17 protein-coding genes are annotated in these 23,083 nt (G+C 42.9%); 6 read left to right on the plus strand and 11 right to left on the minus strand.

Annotated elements, in window-relative coordinates; all coding sequences use genetic code 11:
* Nucleotides 1-12 precede the first annotated feature (12 nt).
* Together L5L94_RS00750 and L5L94_RS00755 are read right to left on the minus strand one after the other, a co-directional pair.
* The gene (locus tag L5L94_RS00750) at nt 13-231 is read right to left on the minus strand and encodes a hypothetical protein (RefSeq protein ID WP_251073381.1); all 219 of its coding nucleotides are present in this window, start codon (nt 229-231) and stop codon (nt 13-15) included.
* 182 nt (nt 232-413) lie between these two features.
* Nucleotides 414-2,087 (minus strand): diguanylate cyclase, encoded by a 1,674-nt coding sequence (locus L5L94_RS00755; RefSeq protein ID WP_212600325.1) that lies wholly within the window; start codon nt 2,085-2,087, stop codon nt 414-416.
* A 245-nt stretch (nt 2,088-2,332) separates the two neighbouring features.
* Between L5L94_RS00755 and L5L94_RS00760 the strand changes: the two genes are divergently transcribed.
* Nucleotides 2,333-3,184: a DMT family transporter gene (locus tag L5L94_RS00760; RefSeq protein ID WP_263160724.1), complete on the plus strand. Its 852-nt coding sequence runs from the start codon at nt 2,333-2,335 to the stop codon at nt 3,182-3,184.
* A 63-nt stretch (nt 3,185-3,247) separates the two neighbouring features.
* Here L5L94_RS00760 and L5L94_RS00765 read toward each other — a convergent pair whose 3' ends face one another.
* The 3 genes from L5L94_RS00765 to L5L94_RS00775 form a co-directional block, all read right to left on the minus strand.
* Nucleotides 3,248-3,787 carry a YfaZ family protein gene (locus L5L94_RS00765; RefSeq protein WP_263160726.1) on the minus strand — a complete coding sequence of 180 codons (540 nt, stop codon included), beginning with the start codon at nt 3,785-3,787 and terminating at the stop codon, nt 3,248-3,250.
* 166 nt (nt 3,788-3,953) lie between these two features.
* Entirely contained in the window at nt 3,954-4,457 is a 504-nt protein-coding gene (locus L5L94_RS00770) for a GNAT family N-acetyltransferase (protein WP_263160728.1), read from the minus strand.
* A 91-nt stretch (nt 4,458-4,548) separates the two neighbouring features.
* A complete protein-coding gene (locus L5L94_RS00775) occupies nt 4,549-5,919 on the minus strand; it encodes a magnesium transporter (protein ID WP_263160729.1) in 1,371 nt (456 codons plus the stop codon).
* A 151-nt stretch (nt 5,920-6,070) separates the two neighbouring features.
* On the opposite strand from L5L94_RS00775, the gene L5L94_RS00780 reads away from it, so the two are divergent.
* Nucleotides 6,071-6,556 carry a glutathione peroxidase gene (locus tag L5L94_RS00780; protein WP_028760673.1) on the plus strand — a complete coding sequence of 162 codons (486 nt, stop codon included), beginning with the start codon at nt 6,071-6,073 and terminating at the stop codon, nt 6,554-6,556.
* 1,013 nt (nt 6,557-7,569) lie between these two features.
* On the opposite strand, the gene L5L94_RS00785 is transcribed toward L5L94_RS00780, so the two are convergent.
* The 5 genes from L5L94_RS00785 to L5L94_RS00805 form a co-directional block, all read right to left on the minus strand.
* Nucleotides 7,570-9,423 carry a M1 family metallopeptidase gene (locus tag L5L94_RS00785; RefSeq protein ID WP_263160731.1) on the minus strand — a complete coding sequence of 618 codons (1,854 nt, stop codon included), beginning with the start codon at nt 9,421-9,423 and terminating at the stop codon, nt 7,570-7,572.
* Between the two features lie 613 nt (nt 9,424-10,036).
* Complete coding sequence (locus tag L5L94_RS00790) at nt 10,037-11,008, minus strand: PstS family phosphate ABC transporter substrate-binding protein (RefSeq protein ID WP_263160733.1); 972 nt, start codon at nt 11,006-11,008, stop codon at nt 10,037-10,039.
* 228 nt (nt 11,009-11,236) lie between these two features.
* Nucleotides 11,237-12,535, minus strand: coding sequence for a phosphate regulon sensor histidine kinase PhoR (gene phoR / locus L5L94_RS00795; RefSeq protein ID WP_105249762.1), 1,299 nt, complete (start codon nt 12,533-12,535; stop codon nt 11,237-11,239).
* 80 nt (nt 12,536-12,615) lie between these two features.
* A complete protein-coding gene (gene phoB, locus L5L94_RS00800; RefSeq protein ID WP_006085167.1) occupies nt 12,616-13,305 on the minus strand; it encodes a phosphate regulon transcriptional regulator PhoB in 690 nt (229 codons plus the stop codon).
* 186 nt (nt 13,306-13,491) lie between these two features.
* Nucleotides 13,492-14,460: a porin gene (locus tag L5L94_RS00805; RefSeq protein ID WP_168823290.1), complete on the minus strand. Its 969-nt coding sequence runs from the start codon at nt 14,458-14,460 to the stop codon at nt 13,492-13,494.
* A 291-nt stretch (nt 14,461-14,751) separates the two neighbouring features.
* Here L5L94_RS00805 and rdgC point away from each other — a divergent pair, with 291 nt between their 5' ends.
* Nucleotides 14,752-15,666 carry a recombination-associated protein RdgC gene (gene rdgC / locus L5L94_RS00810; protein ID WP_113941038.1) on the plus strand — a complete coding sequence of 305 codons (915 nt, stop codon included), beginning with the start codon at nt 14,752-14,754 and terminating at the stop codon, nt 15,664-15,666.
* A 171-nt stretch (nt 15,667-15,837) separates the two neighbouring features.
* On the opposite strand, the gene L5L94_RS00815 is transcribed toward rdgC, so the two are convergent.
* Nucleotides 15,838-17,649 carry a M61 family metallopeptidase gene (locus L5L94_RS00815; protein ID WP_263160735.1) on the minus strand — a complete coding sequence of 604 codons (1,812 nt, stop codon included), beginning with the start codon at nt 17,647-17,649 and terminating at the stop codon, nt 15,838-15,840.
* A 134-nt stretch (nt 17,650-17,783) separates the two neighbouring features.
* Between L5L94_RS00815 and L5L94_RS00820 the strand changes: the two genes are divergently transcribed.
* The 3 genes from L5L94_RS00820 to ppnN all read left to right on the plus strand — a co-directional run bounded on the left by L5L94_RS00820 (nt 17,784) and on the right by ppnN (nt 23,066).
* A complete protein-coding gene (locus L5L94_RS00820) occupies nt 17,784-19,946 on the plus strand; it encodes a tetratricopeptide repeat protein (RefSeq protein ID WP_263160736.1) in 2,163 nt (720 codons plus the stop codon).
* Between the two features lie 151 nt (nt 19,947-20,097).
* Entirely contained in the window at nt 20,098-21,654 is a 1,557-nt protein-coding gene (locus L5L94_RS00825; RefSeq protein WP_263160737.1) for a sensor domain-containing diguanylate cyclase, read from the plus strand.
* Nucleotides 21,655-21,710: 56 nt separating this feature from the next.
* A complete protein-coding gene (gene ppnN / locus L5L94_RS00830; protein ID WP_028760679.1) occupies nt 21,711-23,066 on the plus strand; it encodes a nucleotide 5'-monophosphate nucleosidase PpnN in 1,356 nt (451 codons plus the stop codon).
* The last annotated feature ends 17 nt before the right edge of the window (nt 23,067-23,083 follow it).

A 23,083-nucleotide genomic window follows, 5' to 3' on the forward strand; every position in this document is an offset into this window, starting at 1 on the left:
CTTGGACACTGTTTAGTCCAAGCAAGATGAAGCTAATAAATCTAAGATAAAAACATAAACGGCGCAGATAAATTCTGCGCCATTTATGTTTTCTAATGTTCTAATAATACCAATCGTATTAAATATCAGTTCATTCAGCGGGAGTTCAACGCGCTTTAGACAAGGCGAAGGCTTGAAGGCATAGTGGTGCTCTGTCGAAAGCCTTAAACGCAGTATAAAGGGCGTTGCCATGTAGTAAACATCAGCAGCCCTTGGGGAGCCTCACAGGTATCCCACTCCCGTGTTGTATTGACTTAAAAGGGAATAACCATTTCTGCGTCAATGCGCCTTGGATTGAGATGCCTGTGAGGCTCTGAACTGATTAGCTATTTAATGTGATTGGTATAAAACGATTATTTTAACTTTTTCAATAGCTAGCTTAAATGTAGCCTCACATCGACACCGCGAGTATCTGCATACTCTTGACGACGCTTATCCATACGCGATTGATATAAGTGAGTGTCAGCAGAACGCAACCACTCATGGGGATCTGCGACCTCAGTGTTTAACGACATCCCAAAACTACACTGGCAATCTTTAAAACCATGGCTTGCTAATTCTTCACCTAAGCCACTCAAAGCACTCTGTAATAACTGGATACCAGCAGAAGGCGTCACAATCACAAACTCGTCACCACTAATACGATAAACCTTCATGTGCGCTAAGTCTGTTGCTTGCAATAACTGCACTATCAACAGCAATAATCTATCGCCTTCTTGATGGCCGAGTGTTTCATTGACACTTTTCAGACTATCGATATTCAATAGTGCTAACGCCATCGGTTGCACGACTTTATCGGCAAATCCTAATTGTGAGTTCATATATTCGTCAAAGGCATAACGATTACCGACTCGCGTTAATCCATCTAAACGAGCCTTTTCCCATGCAATCGCTAACTCTTCAATATGCGCCTTACGTTCCTCAGCAAGTAATTTCAGCTTATTCGCTAACGCTAAGGACAGTAATAACGCATCAGCCGTACCGCCCATCAGTGTCGCCAGCTCAGCATGTTCGATAAAATCAGGGGTTAACCCCATATTTCCGGGTAAAATAATCACCGCAGGCAACAACAAGCAAGTAAAGGCAAGAATAAAATAACGCGCAGGAGCAAAGCCTTTCATCAAGCACACATTACCGCAAGTAATCGCTAAAGCAATCCATAGCATAATCAGTACAGAAGCAATAATTGCCGTATAGGATAACAACCAAATACTGGTCGGCAGAGCCACAATGCAGGCAAACATTAAATACTGACTAAGACGCCACAGCCGCGGAGAGTAACTAGGTAACTGCAGGAAGTGCTTGTAAAACATGATATTAAAAATGGGCAAACTGATGAAAAACAGATGATGCAACTCGAGGTAATGGAAATTAAATAAGTGTGCAGGCAAATGGAAAGTCAGTGCCCAGCCACCAAAATAGGCAAATACGTAAAGACCATAGTAGAGAAACGCTTTATCAAGAATAGAGATATAAATCAAAATATTATATAAAGCGATAAACAATAATCCGCCTAAACACAGCAGCACTGCCATTGCGAGACGGTCAGACATCAGTTGATGATCCGCCACACTTTGCAATGCTATCTCAGGGGGAGATGAGTAATAACGGCTACTCAGCTTCACCACCAACCAATAATCCGTGCCCATATTCAAGGTGACCTTACGGCCATAATCGAATAAAAACTGGTATGGAGCAGTGTAGCCACTGTGGGCATGTTGTACGCTGCCGTCACTGCCGAGTATCCAATAATCTACGGATTCAATAATCGAATTACTTGCATCCACTACCCAGTTTGATTGACGTTGATTGACCATCACAGGTGTAATCATCCAATAATCGCCACCGGTTAAGCTGACCGAACTAGCTTCGTCGAGTTGTCCCATCCAATGGGGCACGGTTTCAAACCGCTCAGGAGGCTGTTGATCCGCTTTAGCATGGAACAAATACGGGGAGTCCAACGCAATTTCAGCGCTTAATACAGAGGGACTTAATGTCCACAAGAAAAGTAAAAAACACCCAAATAGAGTTTGTTTAAGTTTGTTCATCGGCTTATTTAGTTAAAGGGCCATAGATCATTTTTACAGCTATGAAGAAAATGCTAATGCTGTCAATCTTAGTCGATAGTTGGATTTGTAGGTTAACTTTATGGCTACATTTAGTTTTTTACAATCAGTTAGGCTAAATTAGTCGGATATACCATACCTTATGATGCTATTTTAGTCTCAAAGTCCAAACTGCGGCATGAAATTCAAGATACACCTTAATACTGACTTATTTTTGCTGGGATCCTATGCAGCCTCTATTGATGATTTTAGCCGCACAACTCCTAATTGCCAGCGGTAACCTATTGGTTAAGTTGCTTGAAACCAATGCGCCTGTTTTTCAACTGGTGCTCTACAGGCAATTATTTGCCACTCTGCTTGTACTGCCTTTTGTGTGGCACTTACAGGGTAATCTTAAACTGAGTCCTTTTTACAAAGTGCATCTCGCCCGCGCACTATTGATTGGACTGGGCAACGCCATTTTTATGCTCGCTATTTTGCATCTTCCGCTCGCAACAGTAACAGCCGTGATTTATACCTCACCCCTGTTACTGCTAATACTATCGGCCATTTTTTTAAATGAACGTATTGGTTATCGACGCACGGTCGCAGGTCTTATCGGCTTTAGCGGCATTTTGCTTATCAGCCAACCAACAGAATTTAACCTGTACATAGGTTTAGCCTTTTTCGGTGCCATGACATCAGCGTTGAATAGTTTGATTTTAAAGGCCTATTCGACCCATGAACATCCTTTTTCCATGCTCTTTTGGTCTAATGCCTTTGCGATGATATTTCTGATACCTGCGACCTTATACGAAGGCGCCGAATTTAGTTTACCAGTGGCGCAAGTGGGACTGACTTTGGGACTATTTTACATTGCCATGACCTATCTCATCATCCATGCCTATCGACGTGCCGATGCGAGCCAAATGGCACCAGTAGAATATACAGGATTGATTTTTGCAGCCTTGTTAGGCTGGTGGATACTCGATGAAGAACTCAGCCTAGTGATTTTAATCGGGATTGGATTGGTCATTTTCTCATCCATATTGCCAAGCTACTGTGAGCTAAAGGCGAAATGGAAAAGCCGGCGAAGTTAACTTCGGCCGGCTCTTGAATTCGACATCTCGATCGCAATACAGCTAAATCAATATGCCTTGTGCTTAGAAACGGAATTTACCGCCAATATACACACCATCTTCGAAAGTAAAATTGCGGGCATCATCGTATTCGAAGGCAATCTTGCGGTAACCAACATAAAGTGCCATGTTTGGCGTTATACGGTATTGCACTTTTGAGTCTAATTCATAATGACCATCAACATTGCCAAATGACAATACAGACGGTGCATAGTAAGCCGCGGCGTGCAGTGAAATATTGGGTCCCATTGATAGTGCATAACGACCACCAACAGAAACGGCACTGCCATTGGGTGAATAGTCAGACCAAAGCTGGCTTAACTGAGCACCGACCTCAAAGTGATGCACACCCGCATCATGGGTCATATGCATTGCACCTTGAGCGATATGGCCGCCTTCATCCGCATAGATATAACCCAAAACCGCGTTAGTATCTTTGTTCAATTGCAGTTCTAACTCAGTTGAAACCACATCGTTGTTCAACCCAAGATTAATTTCTGACGCATTCACTTGCAGCGCTGCTGCACTCAATAATAAGACACTTGCTACTCTGAACTTAGCCATAAAAAAACACCTCAATAATGACTGTGGGTAATAGCCGCGGATCATACCGAATAAATAAAGAAAATCAGCCTATTTGCGTATAAAGAGGAATTATTTGCGAGGAATATACAAATGTAAAACAAGATAAAAACACATTAAGATCTAAGTCTTTTCACTTACAACACAATTAGAACGCTGGAGTACGATCGCCAACTAAAGACTGCATTATCGCTTCAGCATCAACATTAACGCTTAAAGCTAAGTAATACCAACCCACAGTATTTCCCGTGCCACGGATACTCAAATAATTACGCCAAAACTGAAAACCTGCCTTCAATAAATTAGCTTGACTCGACGTGTTCTCGGCGCGAATAGTCGCATACAAAATCGACATTCCTAGGGCCTTTGCCACCTCAATCCGTTTATGAGTTAACCCTTGTGCTATGCCTTGACGTCGATAATGGGGCGACACCACCAGATAACCCAGTTCACCGACAGTGCCTTTACCAGCTTTTATCGCGGCGCAACCGACAATCTCACCCTCGATAGTTTTCGCTAAGATCACCGCACGGGAATGGAAAAAGACCTGATGATCCAACGGATGAGCATTATCATCACGCCCATCAATTAATTGTGCCGCCAGCGCTAATTCTTCCGGCTTTTTACCTATAACAAACTGAATGTTATTCATATCCAGATTAAACCGTTAATGTTCCCAACATACGGTGAATGCACACCAAATTGCCGTGCATTCATCTTCCAAACTCACCCAAGAACCCACGCTACAGATATAACAACGTCGCCATACCTAAGAAAGTAAAGAAACCCACCACATCGGTCACAGTCGTTAAGATCACTGAACCCGATAACGCCGCATCTTGATTAAACTTCTGCAACACCATAGGCACTATCACCCCAGCTATGGCGGCAACGGCCATATTAATCAATATCGCACAGCCAATCACTATACCTATCGTCGCTTCACCGAACCACCAGCCAGAAACTAAACCTATCACTATCGCCCACAAAAATCCGTTAACTATGCCAATGCCGAGTTCGTTTTTCATTAGCGAAAACAAGTTACCCGCCGAAATCTGTCCCATGGCCATGCCGCGGATCATTAGCGTTAGAGATTGGCTCCCCGCGATGCCGCCCATAGAAGCAACAATCGGCATCAACACAGCTAATGCAACCACTTGCGATAGGACATTTTCAAATAAACCAATGGTCGCTGAGGCAAGGAAAGCCGTCAGTAAATTGATCCCAAGCCATACAGCACGGCGCTGAGCACCTTTCATAATCGGGGCGAACAAGTCGTCGGATTCATCCATACCCGCTGTTGCCATCAACTGCGCCTCATAATGCTCACGCACTAATGCCGTTGCGGTTCTTAGCGTCACACGACCGATTAACTCTCCGGACTCATCAATCACAGGCAATTCAATTTCGCGGCTGTGCTCTATCGCTTCGGCCGCTTCCAAAAGACTCGTATCGGCGGATAACGCACGGCAGTCCTCAGACAAAAGTGAAATCAATAACTCATCGGGATTATGTTTAAAAATATCATAACGACGAACAGTACCTTGATACTTATCCAGATCATCAACGATAAACAAATTGTCGTTACAATCGAGCTCTATACGGCGAAAGAAGCGCTGCGCTTGAGCAACTGTCGCCTTATCACTGAGCACCAACATTTGATGATCGGTATAACGACCGATTTCATTCTCAGAATATTGATCATAAAGTTCGAATCGTTGTCGCTGACGCTCCCCCATCTGATCCAAGGCACGATCGGTAAAACTTTCAGGAAGATAATCACTCCACTCAATTAAATCTTCAGGACTTAATTGCGCAAATAACAGATCCACTTCATTGTCAGGCATCCGCTTCAGGATCCCCATACGTGGATCGGCACGCATTAGGCTCAACACAGTCACTCTGTCAGCAAATTCAACTTGCTGCCAACGCTCATAACGCTCATCCAAGGGCAAGGACTCAAGCGCTAAGGCTATAGTTCCAGGTTCTGAGTCATTCAGAATTTCACTAAACACTTCAGCCTGTTCTTCGCCTTCAACTTCAGTGAGTTGTTGAACTACTTGCCCCACATCAGCTTGCATGTTTGTTTCGTATTCTGCGTCATTTTCTATCACACAGATGCCCTTTTCTTTAGCCACAAAATTGCTGTAACTATATTGATAATTAAGTAAATTAGCAAACCCACAAAATAAATTGCGCGCAATTATATTGCTGAAAATTATTTTAAGGTTTATGCTGTTTGGCTAAGATCCTACGGAGGTGAACATGACTACGAATATATACAGCCAATCAGCAACAGACATTCAAGGCAACGCGGTAAGTTTAGAGCAATATCGAGGCAAAGTACTCTTAATCGTCAACACCGCCAGTGAATGTGGATTTACACCGCAATACAAAGGATTAGAAACGCTATATCAAGAATACAAAGATAAAGGATTAGTGATTTTGGGCTTTCCTTGCAATCAATTTGGCGCCCAAGAAAAAGCCGATGAACAAGGCATTCAAGCCTTTTGTGAATTGAATTTTGGCGTGACGTTTCCGCTATTTTCTAAAATAGAAGTGAATGGCGAACATACCCATCCACTTTATCAATACCTTAAGAAAGCCGCTCCCGGCGTATTAGGCACTCAAGGTATTAAATGGAATTTCACTAAATTTTTAGTTAATCGCCAAGGCGAAGCAATCGAAAGATTTGCATCAACGACAAAACCCGAAGCATTAGAAAGTAAAATTGCTGCTTTGCTAAAATAATTTAATCACTATCTATTTGAAATCTTGCAGTTTATAAAAATTTAGATTTATTTTAATTTTTTTATGGAACTTTAACCGTACAAGACCCCTCAAATGTATTGAACAGTGAATGTCTTTTTCATGTTCATCATCTCCCTGGGGCTTCTAGCGCAGTCCCCTTGACCTAGGAATAGGTCATTAGGCAACCATTAGGTTGCCTTTTTTTATCCCGTCATTTTAGATGTAAAATAAATGTAACAACTAAGTATGGGCACGCAATATCTCTCAAAAACTTTTTTGTCTTTTTTCTGATATCGGTGAACTTAATTAAAAATGGCGACTCTGAGTATGGGTAAGGATTAACGGATAAGATTAAATGCACCTTGAGAATGAAATATGTGAAGTCGCAGTTTCATGCACTCAAATGACACAGTTTCTGTTTTATCGCATTGAGTCGAATTGGTTGGTCGTTCATCATCTCCCTTTTGGGGCACAATAGAAAACACGCTAGCGCACTGAATTCTATTTGTATCCCGCACTGATTTCCTTGTGGCAACCTTAGGTTGCCATTTTTTTTACTCAAATTTCAACAAGCGCTAACGCTAGCTTATAGATTAATAAATCTGGCACGCGTTTAATTTTTTATCCCCATGATTTTAATGTAAAACAAATGTAACAATTAAGTGTGAGTACTCAGTATTCCCCAGAAAAATGTCCCAGAAAATCTTTTTTAAACTTTTTGGGATTTTTTTCTGATATCAGTGAACTTAATTAAAAATGGCGACTCTGAGTATAGGTAAGGATTAACGGATAAGATTAAATGCACCTTGAGAATGAAATATGTGAAGTCGCAGTTTCATGCACTCAAATGACACAGTTTCTGTTTTATCGCATTGAGTCGAATTAGTTGGTCGTTCATCATCATCTCCCTTTTGGGACACAATAGAAAACACGCTAGCGCATTGAATTCTATTTGTATCCCACACTGATTTCTTTGTGGCAACCCATAGGTTGCCATTTTTTTACCTAAATTTCTATAAGCTGAGTGATTTGTCCAATTGAACTTGAATCGAAGGATGATAGCCTGCACGAGCCTTTGTATAGATGTCTTTTAATTCAGAGTGATATCCCGCAATTTGTAACTCAGCATAGAGTGGCCGCACAAATTTACCGCGTCCAATACGCACTAAATAGGCACTTAATGCCGGCAACACAGGATCATAATGATTACGAATAGCGACTCGAAACCAATCACAGGCAATTTCTGCATTAGTCGATTGGGTTAATTGGAAGGTTTCATCCAGATCCATCAATTGAACTTGACTAACGACTTCAGGTAATTGGGTCAGAAAATATTGCCAATGGTGCACTCGCCAATCTTTAACGCTTAATCGGCCCGCTGCTGTTCCCTGTAAAAAACACGCCAGCGCATCATCAACTTTATCTAAACTCATGGAGGTTGGTCCGCAATAGCCCTCAGGTAAGCCTTCACCATAAATCCACGTTAATAGTTCAGCTTCAGTGATTTTATCTGCGTGTAATTGCAGTAAAGTTTGTTTTACGTACTCGACAAACACTTCGGTGGTAATGGCTTTAAACGCAAAATGATTCACATAAGTGAGTAAAAATTTATCAAATTCTACTCGCCCTAGCCTGCGCTCTAAATCATGGACAAACATCGAAGCCTTATCATAAGTAAAACGATTAAAAGCAAGATTAGGATCGTCATGCTGCACATTAGCGGGTAAAGTTTGCTTATCCTTAGGCAAAGACGCTATTTCTTCTTTTAAGCGACCAAACTCTATTACCCATTCTAATTCTGCCTGTTCTTTGCCGTAGACAGCCTCGACAATACGGTTAGTAAAATAAGTCGTGAAACCTTCGTTTAACCAGAGATCACGCCAAGTCGCATTACTGACCAAATTGCCCGTCCAAGAATGCGCTAACTCATGGGCAACGGTTGACACTAAGCTTTTATCACCAGCAATGAGTGTGGGCGTTAAAAAGGCTAAACGCGGATTTTCCATTCCACCGAATGGGAAACTCGGCGGCAAGATAATCATGTCATAGCGGCCCCATACGTAAGGACCTAACAATGACTCGGCAACGTCGAGCATGTGTTCAGTATCTTCAAACTCTTTTGCGGCGGCCACTAACGTGCTCGGCTCGGTATACACGCCGCATCTTGGACCTATAGCTTGAAAGGCAATATCACCCACAGCCAAGGCCATTAAATGGGTCGGAATAGGCTGTTCCATCTCAAAGTGAAACACACCATTAAGTGGCGTATCGGGATGATTCATCGCGCTCATAACGGCGCGCATGCCTTTGGGCACTTGCACCTTAGCATCAAAAGTTATCCGCGCCTTAGGCGTATCTTGTAATGGGATCCAACTACGGGCATTGATCGGTTGCGATTGACTAAAGAGGTAAGGTAACTGTTTACCCGCGGTTTGCTCAGGCGCTAGCCACTGTAATCCTTGGGCGGACGGAGAGGTTTGATAGTGAATACAAACCTGCTTGCAAAGAAATGCAGGTAAAGTGATACACAATTTTTGCCCGAGTATGGGGTCAGCTTCATTAAGCACAAAGTCGAGCGGTTCTTCATCCATTTCTGTTAATGCACTCACCCCCTCTGTAGCATTAAAACAAGTCACAGCGAGTATGGTTAGATCTCGACTATCAAGCCAAAGCTCTGTTACATCACACTCAAGAAAATCCAAGGACAGCGTCGCTTTAGCGAAAAGACGCTGCGCGTCAAAATCCACCATGACATCCAAAGAGACATGGGTCACTTGCACTTGTTCGGTATTCGCAAAAGAATGGTAATCTCGGGTTAAATCCCAAGGGGCTACATCAGCTAACATACTCTTAGTTGGTTGCAACACTGTCGCCTCGATATTCAAGTTTTGAGCGGTATGTTCTAAATAGTGAGTTATGAGTTACCTTGCTGTGATAACGGGCTTGATAACTTATCACTAATCATTGGGAGGTATTATCGACTGCAAATTTACTCAGAGGCAAATCGTAACTGAGCTCTAGAGCTCCTTAGGAACAAGTTTTTTGTAACAGTTCATCTTTGGGTGTAGGTACCGAGTTTGCAATAAGCTATCTCTAGCTTGCTGGATTTATCGGTAGTCACAGTAGAAGCAGCTAAAATTGAGACGTGCAAACTTGGCAAAAATCGAGTCAGCCTCTTTTTATAAAAACAAAATACAAAATTATTTAAAATATTTCGCACTTTCCCTGAACTAATTTGATGATGCTGAGTCAGATATTATGAACCGAATCTTTGTAATGAGTTTCTTCGTTCATCATCATTCTCCTTTAGATGGTTTCTAGCGCGACCGTCCCAAGATTCCGAATTGGAATTTACAGCAACCTACTTAGGTTGCTTTTTTTATGTCTTTAATTTGTTCTAAATTCGACATCATCACACATTTAAAACCACAAAAACAAAAAGGACCTCCTGAGAGGTCCTTGATTAACAAGCCGTTTGGCTTAGAAGCGAATACCTACTTGCTCTAAATCTTTAGCAACTACGCTATTAGGCACAGGTACATAACCGTCTTTTTCTACCACTTGCTGACCTTGCTTAGACAACACATAACGCAGGAATTCTTTTTCCATTGGTGCTAAGTCTTTGTTTGGTTGCTTGTTCACGTAAACGTATAAGTAACGTGATAGTGGGTAAGTACCATTAGCAGCGTTTTCAGCTGTAGCTTCGATAAACTCATTACCTTTCTTAGCGATGGCAACAGCTTTAACACCTGCAGTTTTGTAACCGATACCTGAGTAGCCAATCGCATTCAGAGATTGAGAAACAGATTGCACAACAGAAGCTGAACCAGGTTGCTCGTTTACGTTAGCTTTAAAGTCACCTTTACAAAGCGCGTGCTCTTTAAAGTAACCGTAAGTGCCCGATACTGAGTTACGACCGTAAAGTTGAACGTCTTTGGCAGACCAGTTACCGTCTAAGCCTAAATCGCCCCAACGTTGGATGTCACTGCTACCGCATTTGTGAGTAGAAGAAAAAATACCATCAACTTGCTCAACGTTTAAGCCTTTGATTGGGTTATCTTTGTGTACGAATACGGCTAAAGCATCGATAGCTACACGAATCGCAGTTGGCTTATAACCAAAATGCTTTTCGAACGCTTCAACTTCATTAGGCTTCATCTTACGGCTCATAGGACCGAACTGTGAAGTGCCTTCAGTCAACGCTGGTGGCGCAGTAGAAGAACCCGCCGCTTGGATCTGAATGTTGACGTTAGGGTACATTTGTTTAAATTCTTCTGCCCAAAGTGTCATCATGTTGGCTAAGGTATCTGACCCTACAGATGATAAGTTGCCAGATACACCGCTCGCTTTTTCATAAGTAGGCAGAGATGGATCAATCGATGCCATCGCAGTGGCAGAGAATACACCAGCGGCTGTTAGAGTAATCGCGCCGACAAGCTTTTTCAGTTTCATTATGTGCTCCAGTAGTAAGCTAACTAATTTGTAACTTAAGTTTCTTCAGACGCAGCCAGTATCAATCGCTACAATGACAATTCTATGTCCGTGATATGACACTTAAATGACAATGCACTATTTATCGCTTTTTTCTGTCATTTATTAAAGACTCAATAAATCTAGAAATAAAAACAGGCCCTAATGGCCTGTTTTTATTATTTATTGTAAATATTTCACTCACACATACTATTTCTTACGTTCGATAAGATGCAAAGGGATAATAAAGCTAAAAGTACTGCCTTTACCGACTTCACTGCTGATTTTAAGCTTACTGTGATGGTGGTTAAGCGCATGTTTTACTATCGCTAAACCTAAACCACTACCACCGGTTTGCCTTGAGCGCGCACTGTCTACCCGATAAAAGCGTTCCGTTAATCGACCAATATGCTGAGCCGCAATACCTTCACCCGTATCCGTTACGCTAAAGATGGCACCCGTAGCCACACTGCACCACTGCACTGTAATTTTCCCGCCAGGTTCTGTGTAACGAATCGCATTAGAAATCAAGTTAGAACAGGCACTTCTCAGCTGCAATTCATTGCCGTGAGAATCAAGTCCAGGCTCACAATAGAAACTCAATTCATACTTATCTTGTGCCAGCGCCTTAGCTTCCTCCTTGAGCACCTCCATCAACTGCGTCATATTCACAGTGTTTTCGAGGTTAATATCCGCCGCATCTTCAATTCGCGATAACATCAATAGCTGTTCGACCATAGATTGCATTCGTCGTGTCTGCTGCTGCATCAATGCTAACGGCTTGACGTTCATCGAATCAGGCTCAGCCATGCTTTGCATCATTTCGAGGTAACCCTGTAGCACAGTGAGCGGCGTTTTTAATTCATGCGACACATTGGCGACAAACTCTTTTCGCATTCCCTCAAGCTGACGTATACGAGTGATATCCCGCGCAATTAACAGTAACTGCCTGTCACCGTAAGCCATGATACGGATTTCAAGCAAACGCCTATCCGATACCGGCGAAGGTAACTCCAGCGGCTCTTTGTATTGTGCGGATTTAATGTAAGCAGAAAAATCAGGATGACGGATTAAATTATCGATTCGTTGACCATTATCCTGTGGCCACACAAAACCGAGAATGAGTTGCGCTAACTTGTTGCACCATAAAATATTATGCTCTGAATCAAGCACGACAGCGGCATCGGGTAACGCCTCAGCACCTTGACGAAATCGTGCCAGCAGTGCGGCCAGTTGACCGACACGTCGACGATTCTTCCCTTGAAGGCGATAAATACCGTTAAATACACCTTCCCAGCTCCCACTGCCCTGCGGCGGCGTGAGTTTCCTATCCCGCCATAACCAAAAGTTAAGCCGTGATAATTGTCGGTAATGCCAGCAAACTAACCCTAGCGTGCCGATAAAGAGTATCCAGAGAAGTTTCCCTACCAATAAACCTATTAGCGCGCAAAGCAGTAGATATAAACCTAAGCGCGTAAACAACCGATACCCTGAATAAGAGTCAGACATAAATAAACCCAAACATCAGGCTAAATAAGAGGAGCACAAGATAGCGTAAAAGCTAACTTGTGCCTAACAGTTATTCAGCACTAAATGCGTGTAGAGAAACGATAACCAGCGCCACGAACCGTTTGGATCAAGCGATCATGACCAGACTCTTCAACGGCTTTACGAAGGCGTCTGATATGCACGTCAACGGTTCTGTCTTCAACATACACATTGGTGCCCCACACATTATCGAGCAGCTGTTCACGGCTGTAAACACGCTCAGGATGGGTCATGAAAAAGTGTAATAAACGAAATTCGGTTGGGCCCATATCTAATACAGTTTCACCCACACTCACCCTGTGACTCACAGGATCGAGCATTAAGCCCTGTACATCAATGGTTTCTTCTAAACGAGTCGGTGCACTACGACGCAATACGGCTTTAATACGTGCGACCAGCTCTTTAGGGGAAAAAGGTTTAGTGATGTAATCATCGGCGCCAACTTCGAGGCCTTTGACTTTATCTTCCTCTTCACCGCGGGCGGTTAACATAATGATCGGAATTTGGCGCGTAAACTCATCTTGCTTTAAGCGTTTAGCCAATTGAATACCACTTCCGCCAGGAAACATCCAATCCAATAAAATCAGATCGGGGTAAGGCTCCTTTAGCAGCGCAATGGCCGAATCAAAATCTTCCGCCGCAGAGGTGGTAAACCCATGCTGTTCCATTACAAAAGTCAGCATCTCGCGGATGGCCAACTCGTCTTCTACTATCAATATCCTTGCAGTCATAAGTGATTTTCTGTCAGTGAATGTCAACACGGCTATTATTAGTCATTTTTATTACAGATTTATGAATAAGCACGCCGCTTGAGCCATATAGTAGTAATATTTGTCATAATAAGTTTATATAACTGTTTGTTTATAGCAATAAAAAAGGAGGCTATATGCCTCCTTAATTGAGTTTTAATGCTGGATTTAGAATTTGTGTTCTAAGCCAACACCAATGTATTTGTCATCATCTGTAGACGCTTCTAACGAACGGTTCGTGTAGAAAGCGAATAGTTTAGTTGGCTTACCTAAGCTGTAGTCTGCACCTACCGACCATGAATCACCAAGTTCTTCCATATCTTGGAACTGAGCTTTTAAAGTAACAGCATCGATATCATAGGCAGCGCTTAATAGATAGCCGTTAGCACTTTCTGCAGTGACTTCAACTGGCATCGACGTTGCAGAATCAAATTTATAGGTTTGCTCTTGTTGCTGGTACATACCACCCAGTTTAATACCGGCTAACTTAGCTTGTAAGCTGGCACGAACAATCTCATATCCAGACACATCTGAGTCATAGGCAAGAGATGCATAAACGGGTGTTTTCTTCAGTTTCGCATCACCATACATGGCCGCTAAGCTAAAACCATCTTGAGCAAATTGACCTTTTACATCATTTCCTTCGGCAACATAGGTAACACCAAATACAAAATCACCAAAGGAAGGCGTAAGGTAAGTCGCCGTTTGAGCAGCGCGAACTTCACCCTTGAACAGCTTACCTAAGTCACCTGAAAGGTCGTTAAACTGATCAACATCACCTTGAGAAATTTTCAACAAGGTATCATTACGACCCACAGAGAACGAACCAAATGCGCCTTTCAAACCAACAAATTGGTTACGTGCAGTAAAGTTATCGCTTGATGCTGCACCTGTATCAACTTGATATTCCACTGTGTAGAAAGCTTCCAGCGAGCTAGACAGCGCAAAATCACCCTTCACACCAAAACGAGAAGCATTACTTTGAATAGTTGTTGTAGCATCACCTTTCTCATCATTTGATTGAGCAGTGACATTCAACTTACCATAAACAGTCAGTGGCTCAGCGGCATTAGCTGAAGCCAGAGTTGCAGAAGCTAGCGCAGAAGCAAGTAGAGTTTTACAAAAAACGTTCATCATTTAATCCTTTCGACGTTATGTTCGTCTTGGTTATTGGTTTGGAACGACCGAAAGTTTGCAATGAATGTGTTTCAATTTTATTTCAATTGTGACCATTAACGTTGGCGTGCAAAAAAGCTGACGCGAAGCCAGGCATAAAACCCAGTAAAAATGCGGGCTGCAGCTAAGCTAATTATTATGTTACAGTTTAATGAATTCTGATCCTCCGTTAAAAATCAGCTATTGAACACAGGTTTACCCCGCCCAAACTATGCCGTAAACTGCCACTTTAATTTTCAATGGGCGCCTCTTATGTGGTTTAAAAATCTTACTCTTTATCGTTTCAATAAACCTTTTGCCGTCGAAACCGAAGCGCTAGAAACTGCGTTGGCCGATTTCACTTTCTCCCCCTGCTCAAGCCAAGATGTCAGTAAATTTGGTTTCTCAAATGCGTTAGGCAAAAAAGGCAGTTCTTTGGTCCATAGCGCTGACAATCGCCATCTGATCTGCGTGACTAAAGAAGAGAAAATTCTGCCAGGCCAAGTCATCAAAGAAGCCTTAGAAGAAAAAGTGGCTCTCATTGAAGATGAAGAAAATCGTAAACTGGCGAAAAAAGAAAAAGATGCGCTAAAAGATGAAATCATCACTAGCCTACTGCCACGCGCTTTTTCGCGCCGAAGCCAAACCCACGCCTTGATTTTGCCTGAGCTAGAAATGATCCTCGTTGATAGTTCAAGTGCCACTAAGGCCGAAGAATTATTAGCGTTATTACGTAAAGCTCTCGGCAGTTTACCTGTGATCCCACTGAGCTTTAAAGCGCCAGTCGAATCCAATTTAACTGAATGGTTAAAACTTGGCAGCGCGCCATTACCCTTTGAAATGCAAGACGAAGCCGAGCTCAAATCTGAAGCTGATGAAGGCGGAATTGTGCGCTTTAAGCAGCAGGATTTGAAAGAAGACGAAGTGTTAGCTCACTTAGCAACAGGTAAGCAAGTACACAAGTTAGCGCTGCATTTCGGCCAATCGATTGCACTATTATTGCAATCAGATGCCAGCGTGAAGCGCCTTAAATTCTCTGAAGAATTTAGAGCAGGGAACGATGAAGTCGGCACTGACGATCCTATGGCTCGTTTAGATGCAGACTTTGCCCTAATGGGCAGCGAGTTAGTCGCCTTGATGCATGCACTCGTGGCCGCCCTTGGTGGACTCGAAGACGCACAAGTTTAAGCAAAACTCGTTAAGCAGACGAGATCTGCAACTCGCTTGTTAGACTGAGCCGTACAAGATAAGAAAAGGCGCCCCCATCAAAATAATGGTTGCGCCTTTTTTATGACGATTTTACTTTAGGTGGCTTTAAGACAAAGGCATTTAGATGCTAAATATGAAGCCCTAACCACATTAAGCTTTAGTCGCTAACTCGCCTTTATTGTCAAACGGCCAATCAATGCCTAACCAAGTCTTGAAGAAAGCTTTTTGCTGTTTAGTCGCTTTTGCATCCCCCTTGAGCACTAGCTTACCGCTTTGTTGCTCGCCAAGGGTGAGCTGTACTTGCTTGATTTTATCGTTGCTAAATAATGTCACCTCTACACTATCGCCAACCTTAAAGTCTTTGATGCGCTTATAGAAACCCGCAGCAGTCACCTTGAGAGCATTAATCGCTAATACTTCATCCCCCGCAACTATGCCCGCTTGCCAAGCAGGACCATTACGCAACACTTGGTCTAACACTAAAGAGCCATGGCTACTGCTCAAGGTCATTCCCGCAAATGCCTCAGCTTTTGAATCTTTACCATAGGACAGATTTAACCCTGCCTGTGATAATAATTCGGGGAAATCTAAACTCATGGGACTATTCACATTGGCTTGCCACCAAGGTGCATAATCTTTGCCGGATAAGTCTTTAAGAATGTACTGAACATCACTAACACCATAGCCTTTTGGTACGCGATGTTCTTGATATAAACGACGGTGCACATCGCGATATGAATACTTAAGTTCGGAGTCTTGCAGTAATGAAAAATCTAAGGCTAAAGAGGTTAAGTAACCCTCTGAGTAAATATTTACACTGTGGTTAATGGCATAATCGCCACCGATACTGCTCCACTCCCCTGCACTCGCCTCTGCCACAGATTGAGTTTCACGACCCGGATTGAGTTGGTTTTTCTCGACGCGCTTGGCTAAATCTTCGAGGAACTCTTTAACTGTTATCACTTCAGCCCGCAACAGCAACTGATCTTGAAAATAACTGGTAGAACCTTCAGCCATCCACAGTAATTCCGTCATGTTTTCATGTTGATAATCATAGGGAACTAATCCCTCGGGGCGATAAGCCTTCACGTTCCAGGTATGGATAAACTCATGGGATGCCGTGCTAATAAAGCGCAGGTAGTCCTTGCGTTCACGGAAACTAAAGCGCGGCAGCTGAATGACAGTAGAATTTAAATGTTCTGTCGCGCCACTGGCACCACTCGTTGCATGCACCATATAAACGTAACGATCAAAAGGATAATCATCCCAAATCACCTTAGCTTGACCGCTTAAGGCTTTAAGATCTTTTACTATTTTGTCCGTGTCATAGTTACCTTCCCCCCAAAACACCAATTCATAGTTTTTACCATTAGCACTAAATTGTTTATGGGTACTCACACCAGTTTCAATCGGGGAGTCGATCAACACATCATAATTAGGGGCAATAAAGGAATGAGCGGCCTTACCCGATGACATCCCAGAGTAACTTTGCCAATTTTTAGGTACTTTTAATTCTACGGATATTGGTTCAGAGCGAAATTGCGGACTGTACATGAACACACCGCTAGCATCTAAATAGGCATGGCTCGCGTCAATATAGCGCACCCTTTGGCCTAATTCATTAGCATACAATTGATAACTGACGGTAACACGGGTTGGCTGCGTGAGCGCCACTTGCCATTCACCGCTCGCGGTGCGTTTCCATTGCAGTTCATGACCTTGACTATCTTTAGCACTAAATAAGCGCACACCATCGGCCAAAGGCAATACTTGATATTTGCCCGTCCGCCACACAGGGAGATTCACCGTAAAATCGTTCGTCTTCACTTCAGGAAAAGTGACACTCACTTGGGCAATATGGTGTTCGGGTTTAATAAGGTCGATTTGGTATTTCACATCGGCCAATACTTGACCCGAAAATAATGCGCTCAATATCAAGATTGATAGTCTGTTGGGTTTCACTCTTGCTTCCTTCTGTTATTATGCTTCTTATGATTTTTCCAAGTATAACAAGTCGATGTAGCATCCTCATTAGGCGCTAACAAAAGCTAACAAAATAAGTTCCTTGACTAAAGGAATGAGGAATCACAGTTCAAATGCAAAAACTCACGGTTATTTTATTTACTCTGTTGCTGTCACTGCCTTTTACAGTCCAAAGCCGAGATCTCGAAGCAGATGAGGTTGAGTTAAGAGAATCACCGCAGCAGATGTATGATGCGCTCAACAAAACGATTTCCTTTCCCCTCGCTTTTCAAAACCGTGACCAATTTAAGCGCGCAGCCCAAGAGCAAGGCTACAATCCACTCGAATTTGAACAGATTTTGTATTTACTGGCCCGCCTCAATATGGAGCCAAACGTTAAAACCAAGGTCGATTTTCAAAACGCAAAAAGCTTGATTGAACTCCTATCGACTGCGGCGCAATCGCCCTACGAACTTGCCATGGTCGCCATGTTAAATGGCCGTTACCTTGGCCGTACGGAACAGAAATATCAAGAAGCGATTGGTCTTTATAATGAAGCGCTCACCCGCATCAACGACAGCTATGACATCGAAGCATTAATTCTTAAACACAATATTCATGAACATCTAGGTGGCTTACATTTATTGATCCGCCAGGAAGTGCCAGCACTGATGCACTTCCACACATACCGCGACATTGCCTATAAACTCAGAAACGATTACTTAATCGCGGCGGCTGAAGCGAGGCTTGGCTTTTATTACAATTTTAATCAGCAGCTTACAAAATCATTACAGCATTATAGTGAAGCGATTCGGATCTCTAATCGTTCTAATTACCCTTCAATGAAGACCAATCTGCAATTACAACTTTCTAAGGTATACCGTGACTTAAAGCAGTGGGATGAAGCGCTTAAAAACGCTCATGAAGCCGCGGCTGGATTTAAAAAAATGGGCAATGACACTTATCTTTCAAGTTGTATGACAGTGATCGCTATGGTCTATGGCGAACAAGGGGATTGGCATAAAGCGATTGATTACTACCTAAATGCCCAGCAATTAGATGCAAAACGCGGTAACTACATCGCACAGGGGCTTAATTTCCATAATTTAGGACAAGCCTACTCAAATATTAAAGACAATGTTAACGCCCTAAAATATTTACTGATGGCCAATCAAATATTCAAAGAAAAACAAAGCCATCACTATCAAGTTTATAACGAACTCTTAATTGGTGAAATCGCCCAAACCAACCAAGATTGGCCGCTGATGATGACCCATGCCGATATCGCATTAGCACTCGCGGTCGATTTAAAACTGGTCGATGAACAAAAATCCGCACTCACCCTTATCGCCTCGGCGGCGCAAAAATTAGGTGAATTAGCAAAAACCATCGATGCACAAGCTCGTATCATTGAGCTAGGTAAAAAGCCAGCTGAGACAGATAAAGACTCCCCAGTGTCGGCCTCTGCCCTTGCAGAGCAACAACTTAAACTTGAGCTCAACATGCTACAGGGGAAGCTCGTTGAGACAGTGAAAGAAAGCAACAACACTCACACGCTACTGCTCATTTGCAGCCTTATTGCCGGACTCTTGCTGCTAGTGATTATTTTCATGCTACAAAATCGCCGCAAAATAACAGCTAAAAACGCGGCATTAACTCAATTAACGCTACAGGAGCCCTTCACTCACAATTTAGGATATGCCGCATTATTAGCGCACTTAAGCCATAATCAAAGTCAGGAATCCACAACGGCACTCGCGATTATCGCCTTCCCCACCCAACTTACGGCGGATCTGGACTATGGCCAATATTTTAGTGATGCAGTCACAGCGCAAATTGCCAATCATCTAACGGATGCACTCGCAGCATCTGTTTATGTGGTACGCCAAGGGGTATTTGCGGTTCGTTTCACGCAACCTATTGAGCCGACACAAATACTCAGCCAAGTACGCCTGAAACTCGATCAACAGCAAATCACACATCTTTTCCGTCTTGGCTTTGCACATTTGCCACTTTTAGCAAAATCAGAAATTAAAATGGCCGCGAAATTAAAATTTGAAACAGTGCAGATGGCGCTTGCCTGTGCCCGTAGTTTAGATGGCAATAACGACTATTATGTCGCTCTCAGAGCCCTCGACTTTGTTCCTTTGAGTTTATTTGCAAACCCGTTATTTTTGCACCTTGAAAAAGGCATTGAGCGTGGATTAATCAGATTAGAGACCAACGGCAATAAAGAGGATGTTCGCTGGCCTTGCTGGGAAAATAACCAAGATAGGCAATTACTGGAAAATATTTGATCAATATCGGTAATTAATCACAGAGTCACAGGTAAATCGCATTTGCACTCTACGCCCAGTGTTATAACATTAGTATCATATGAGTTAACAGCTAATCTGGACATAGGATTGTCATGTTTTTTAGCCTTGCAGAGTTAGGACAATACTCAGGATGAAGGATTCAAGCGCTACAGTTTCACAACTTGCCTTGCTGCAACAGAAACTCCATTCGGCCAAACTTGCCCTTGATGAAGTTAATGAAGATAGAAATGCAAAGTTACAGACATTACTCCAATTTATTGGTCACTTAAGCCTCGCCTGTAAAGGGCAAAATCTTGAGCTGGATAATAAACTCGCCAAACTTCGCCATAACTTAAATACGTTTGAGCGAGTCGATGAGGCATTGCCAGAATTAGTTGATGTCGAGCGCCTGCTAAAAGGCCAATATCACCATGTGATGGTACAACTCGAAGAGAGTCGTACTGGTTTGTCACAGGTGATCCGTCAGATCCAACGTGTTAACTCTGCACCTGAAAAACTCAAAAAAGAAGTCAATTACTTCAAGCAAGATCTGGCTAAACCTTTTCATACTGTTTGGGAATATATACCTAAAGTTAAGCAAATCATTGGCTTCTACGAAACCATATTACAGCTACAATTTAGCGAATCTGAAAAACTTGATGTCTTACCAAAACACAGGCAGCTAGCCCATGAGCTGGCGCAGATGATTTCGGAAATCGAGTTCCGTAAAGATCAACGTGACCAAGTATTAGTGATCAAAGAAGTACTCTCTTCTGAGATTGAAGTTGATAGCTTGCTCGAAGCCTACCAAACCATTTTAGCGTTATTGCTTGATAACATCGCCCGCGAGAAATCGGCATCCCAAGAGTTTTTGTTTGCACTCAATGATGCCTTAGCCGCAGTACGTGAGGTGGTGAGCGAGTCTTACAATCACAATCAACGTAGCTTCCAATTAAAAACCCAGCTGAATCGTGAGATTAACACCCGCGTCGATAATGCAGGTGAAATCATTATCGATGTGGAAGACGTCGTTGACCTTAAAGCTCAACTAACAGAGCAACTTAACTCTATCCGCTCGGCATTAGCCCGTAAAGAAGCCCTAGAGCAAAGAGAGCAAGCTCTGCTGCGCAAGTCGATGGAGACAATGCGCAAAGAGCTTAATGAGTTAAGTAGTGAGGCTAACACCTACAAAGAGCGTTTGTTTGAACAACAAAAACTCAACTTACTCGACAGCTTAACTCAATTGCCTAACCGTGCTGCATTAGAAGAGCGCATGGAGCTAGAATACCGTAACTATCAACGGCATAAGTCCTCGTTGTGGGTTGCCGTTGCAGATATCGATCACTTCAAAACCATCAACGACAGTTTTGGTCACAGCACAGGTGATAAAACCTTGCAAGTTATAGCAATGGCATTGAAAAACTCACTGCGAGATACAGAATTTGTAGCCCGCTATGGTGGTGAAGAATTTGTACTGCTATTACCTGATGTGGCACCTGCTGATATCGCTCAACTTTTAAACAGAGTGCGCGAGAAAGTAAAAAATATTCCATTTAAATTTAAAAATCAGAGAATTACAGTTACAGTATCTATAGGGGCTGCACAAGTTATGGGAAGTGAACTCATACATGAGACCTTTGAACGCGCCGATGCAGCACTCTACAAAGCGAAACACGAAAGCAGAGACAGGGTTGTGATTGACGTATAATTAAGCCCCACTATACGCCTCCTCTAATCACTCCTGTCATGACGAAGGAGTGGTAAATGATAGTAAAAGTCAGCCCAAAAGGCAGCATGGATCAGCTTTCGCAACTTGAAGTTGATCGACTCAAAAATAGTGCCAAAAGTGCCCTATACCAACTGTACCGCAACTGCTCCTTAGCAGTGCTTGCCGCGGGTTTAAAAACCGACAACTCTAAAGCCCTATTCGAGCAATACCATGATTTCGACATCAACGTTCTACAACGGGAGCGTGGTGTAAAATTAGAACTGATCAATCCCCCCGAACAAGCCTTTGTCGATGGTCAAATTATCACGGGAATTCAAGAGCATCTGTTCTCAGTCTTACGCGATATCCTTTATATCAGTGATAGATATGACTCACTAAAACACATTAATCTGACCAATGCCCACCATATCACCAATGTGGTGTTTGATATTCTGCGTAATGCGCGGGCAATAGCACCGATGAAAGACCCTAATGTAGTCGTCTGTTGGGGCGGACACAGTATTAATGCCATCGAATACCAGTACACACGTGAGGTAGGTTATCAACTTGGCCTGAGGGAATTAGATATTTGTACAGGCTGTGGTCCTGGTGCGATGGAAGGTCCGATGAAAGGTGCGGCGATAGGTCATGCCAAACAACGGATTAAAAATGCACGATATATTGGTTTAACTGAACCAAGTATTATTGCCGCCGAGCCACCGAATCAAATAGTCAATGAACTGGTGATCTTACCCGATATTGAAAAGCGCCTCGAAGCTTTCGTGCGCTTAGGCCACGGCATTATTATCTTCCCTGGCGGTGCTGGCACGGCTGAAGAATTGCTCTATATATTGGGTATTTTACTTAACGAAGAAAACCAACAAACGCCTTTCCCCCTGATACTCACAGGCCCAACGGAGAGCGCAGATTACTTCATTAAGATTGATGAGTTTATTGCCTCAACCTTAGGACCCGAAGCTCAGAAAAAGTACCAAATTATCATTGATAATCCCACTGAAGTGGCACGCATCATGAAGCAAGGAATGGAGCAAGTAAAAGCCTATCGCCGCTCAACGGGTGATGCTTACCAATATCAGTGGGCACTGAAGATTGAGTCTGAGTTTCAGTTACCTTTTATCCCAAGCCACGAAGTAATGGCAAACTTAGATCTACACTTCCAAACCAATAAAGCCGAACTTGCCGCCAACCTCCGTAAAGCGTTTTCAGGTATAGTGGCGGGTAACGTCAAGTCGGAAACAATCAAGCACATAGAGCGTGATGGACCCTTCCAATTAAAAGGCGATCCTAAGCTCATGGATATGATGGATAAACTCTTAAGTGCATTTGTACAGCAACAAAGAATGAAGCTTCCAGGAAGCGCCTATATTCCTTGCTATCAAATAGTGAAATAGAGAGCGAAGCAACAACA

The organism is Shewanella sp. SM21 (assembly GCF_025654335.1).
In the GTDB taxonomy this organism is placed as follows: domain Bacteria; phylum Pseudomonadota; class Gammaproteobacteria; order Enterobacterales; family Shewanellaceae; genus Shewanella; species Shewanella oncorhynchi.

Excerpts from the sequence above, each read along its gene's own strand:
- L5L94_RS00750 (WP_251073381.1), bottom strand. The coding sequence starts at position 231 with ATGGCAACGCCCTTTATACTGCGTTTAAGGCTTTCGACAGAGCACCAC.
- L5L94_RS00755 (WP_212600325.1), bottom strand. The coding sequence starts at position 2,087 with ATGAACAAACTTAAACAAACTCTATTTGGGTGTTTTTTACTTTTCTTG.
- L5L94_RS00760 (WP_263160724.1), top strand. The coding sequence starts at position 2,333 with ATGCAGCCTCTATTGATGATTTTAGCCGCACAACTCCTAATTGCCAGC.
- L5L94_RS00765 (WP_263160726.1), bottom strand. The coding sequence starts at position 3,787 with ATGGCTAAGTTCAGAGTAGCAAGTGTCTTATTATTGAGTGCAGCAGCG.
- L5L94_RS00770 (WP_263160728.1), bottom strand. The coding sequence starts at position 4,457 with ATGAATAACATTCAGTTTGTTATAGGTAAAAAGCCGGAAGAATTAGCG.
- L5L94_RS00780 (WP_028760673.1), top strand. The coding sequence starts at position 6,071 with ATGACTACGAATATATACAGCCAATCAGCAACAGACATTCAAGGCAAC.
- L5L94_RS00790 (WP_263160733.1), bottom strand. The coding sequence starts at position 11,008 with ATGAAACTGAAAAAGCTTGTCGGCGCGATTACTCTAACAGCCGCTGGT.
- phoR (WP_105249762.1), bottom strand. The coding sequence starts at position 12,535 with ATGTCTGACTCTTATTCAGGGTATCGGTTGTTTACGCGCTTAGGTTTA.
- phoB (WP_006085167.1), bottom strand. The coding sequence starts at position 13,305 with ATGACTGCAAGGATATTGATAGTAGAAGACGAGTTGGCCATCCGCGAG.
- L5L94_RS00805 (WP_168823290.1), bottom strand. The coding sequence starts at position 14,460 with ATGATGAACGTTTTTTGTAAAACTCTACTTGCTTCTGCGCTAGCTTCT.
- rdgC (WP_113941038.1), top strand. The coding sequence starts at position 14,752 with ATGTGGTTTAAAAATCTTACTCTTTATCGTTTCAATAAACCTTTTGCC.
- L5L94_RS00820 (WP_263160736.1), top strand. The coding sequence starts at position 17,784 with ATGCAAAAACTCACGGTTATTTTATTTACTCTGTTGCTGTCACTGCCT.
- L5L94_RS00825 (WP_263160737.1), top strand. The coding sequence starts at position 20,098 with ATGAAGGATTCAAGCGCTACAGTTTCACAACTTGCCTTGCTGCAACAG.
- ppnN (WP_028760679.1), top strand. The coding sequence starts at position 21,711 with ATGATAGTAAAAGTCAGCCCAAAAGGCAGCATGGATCAGCTTTCGCAA.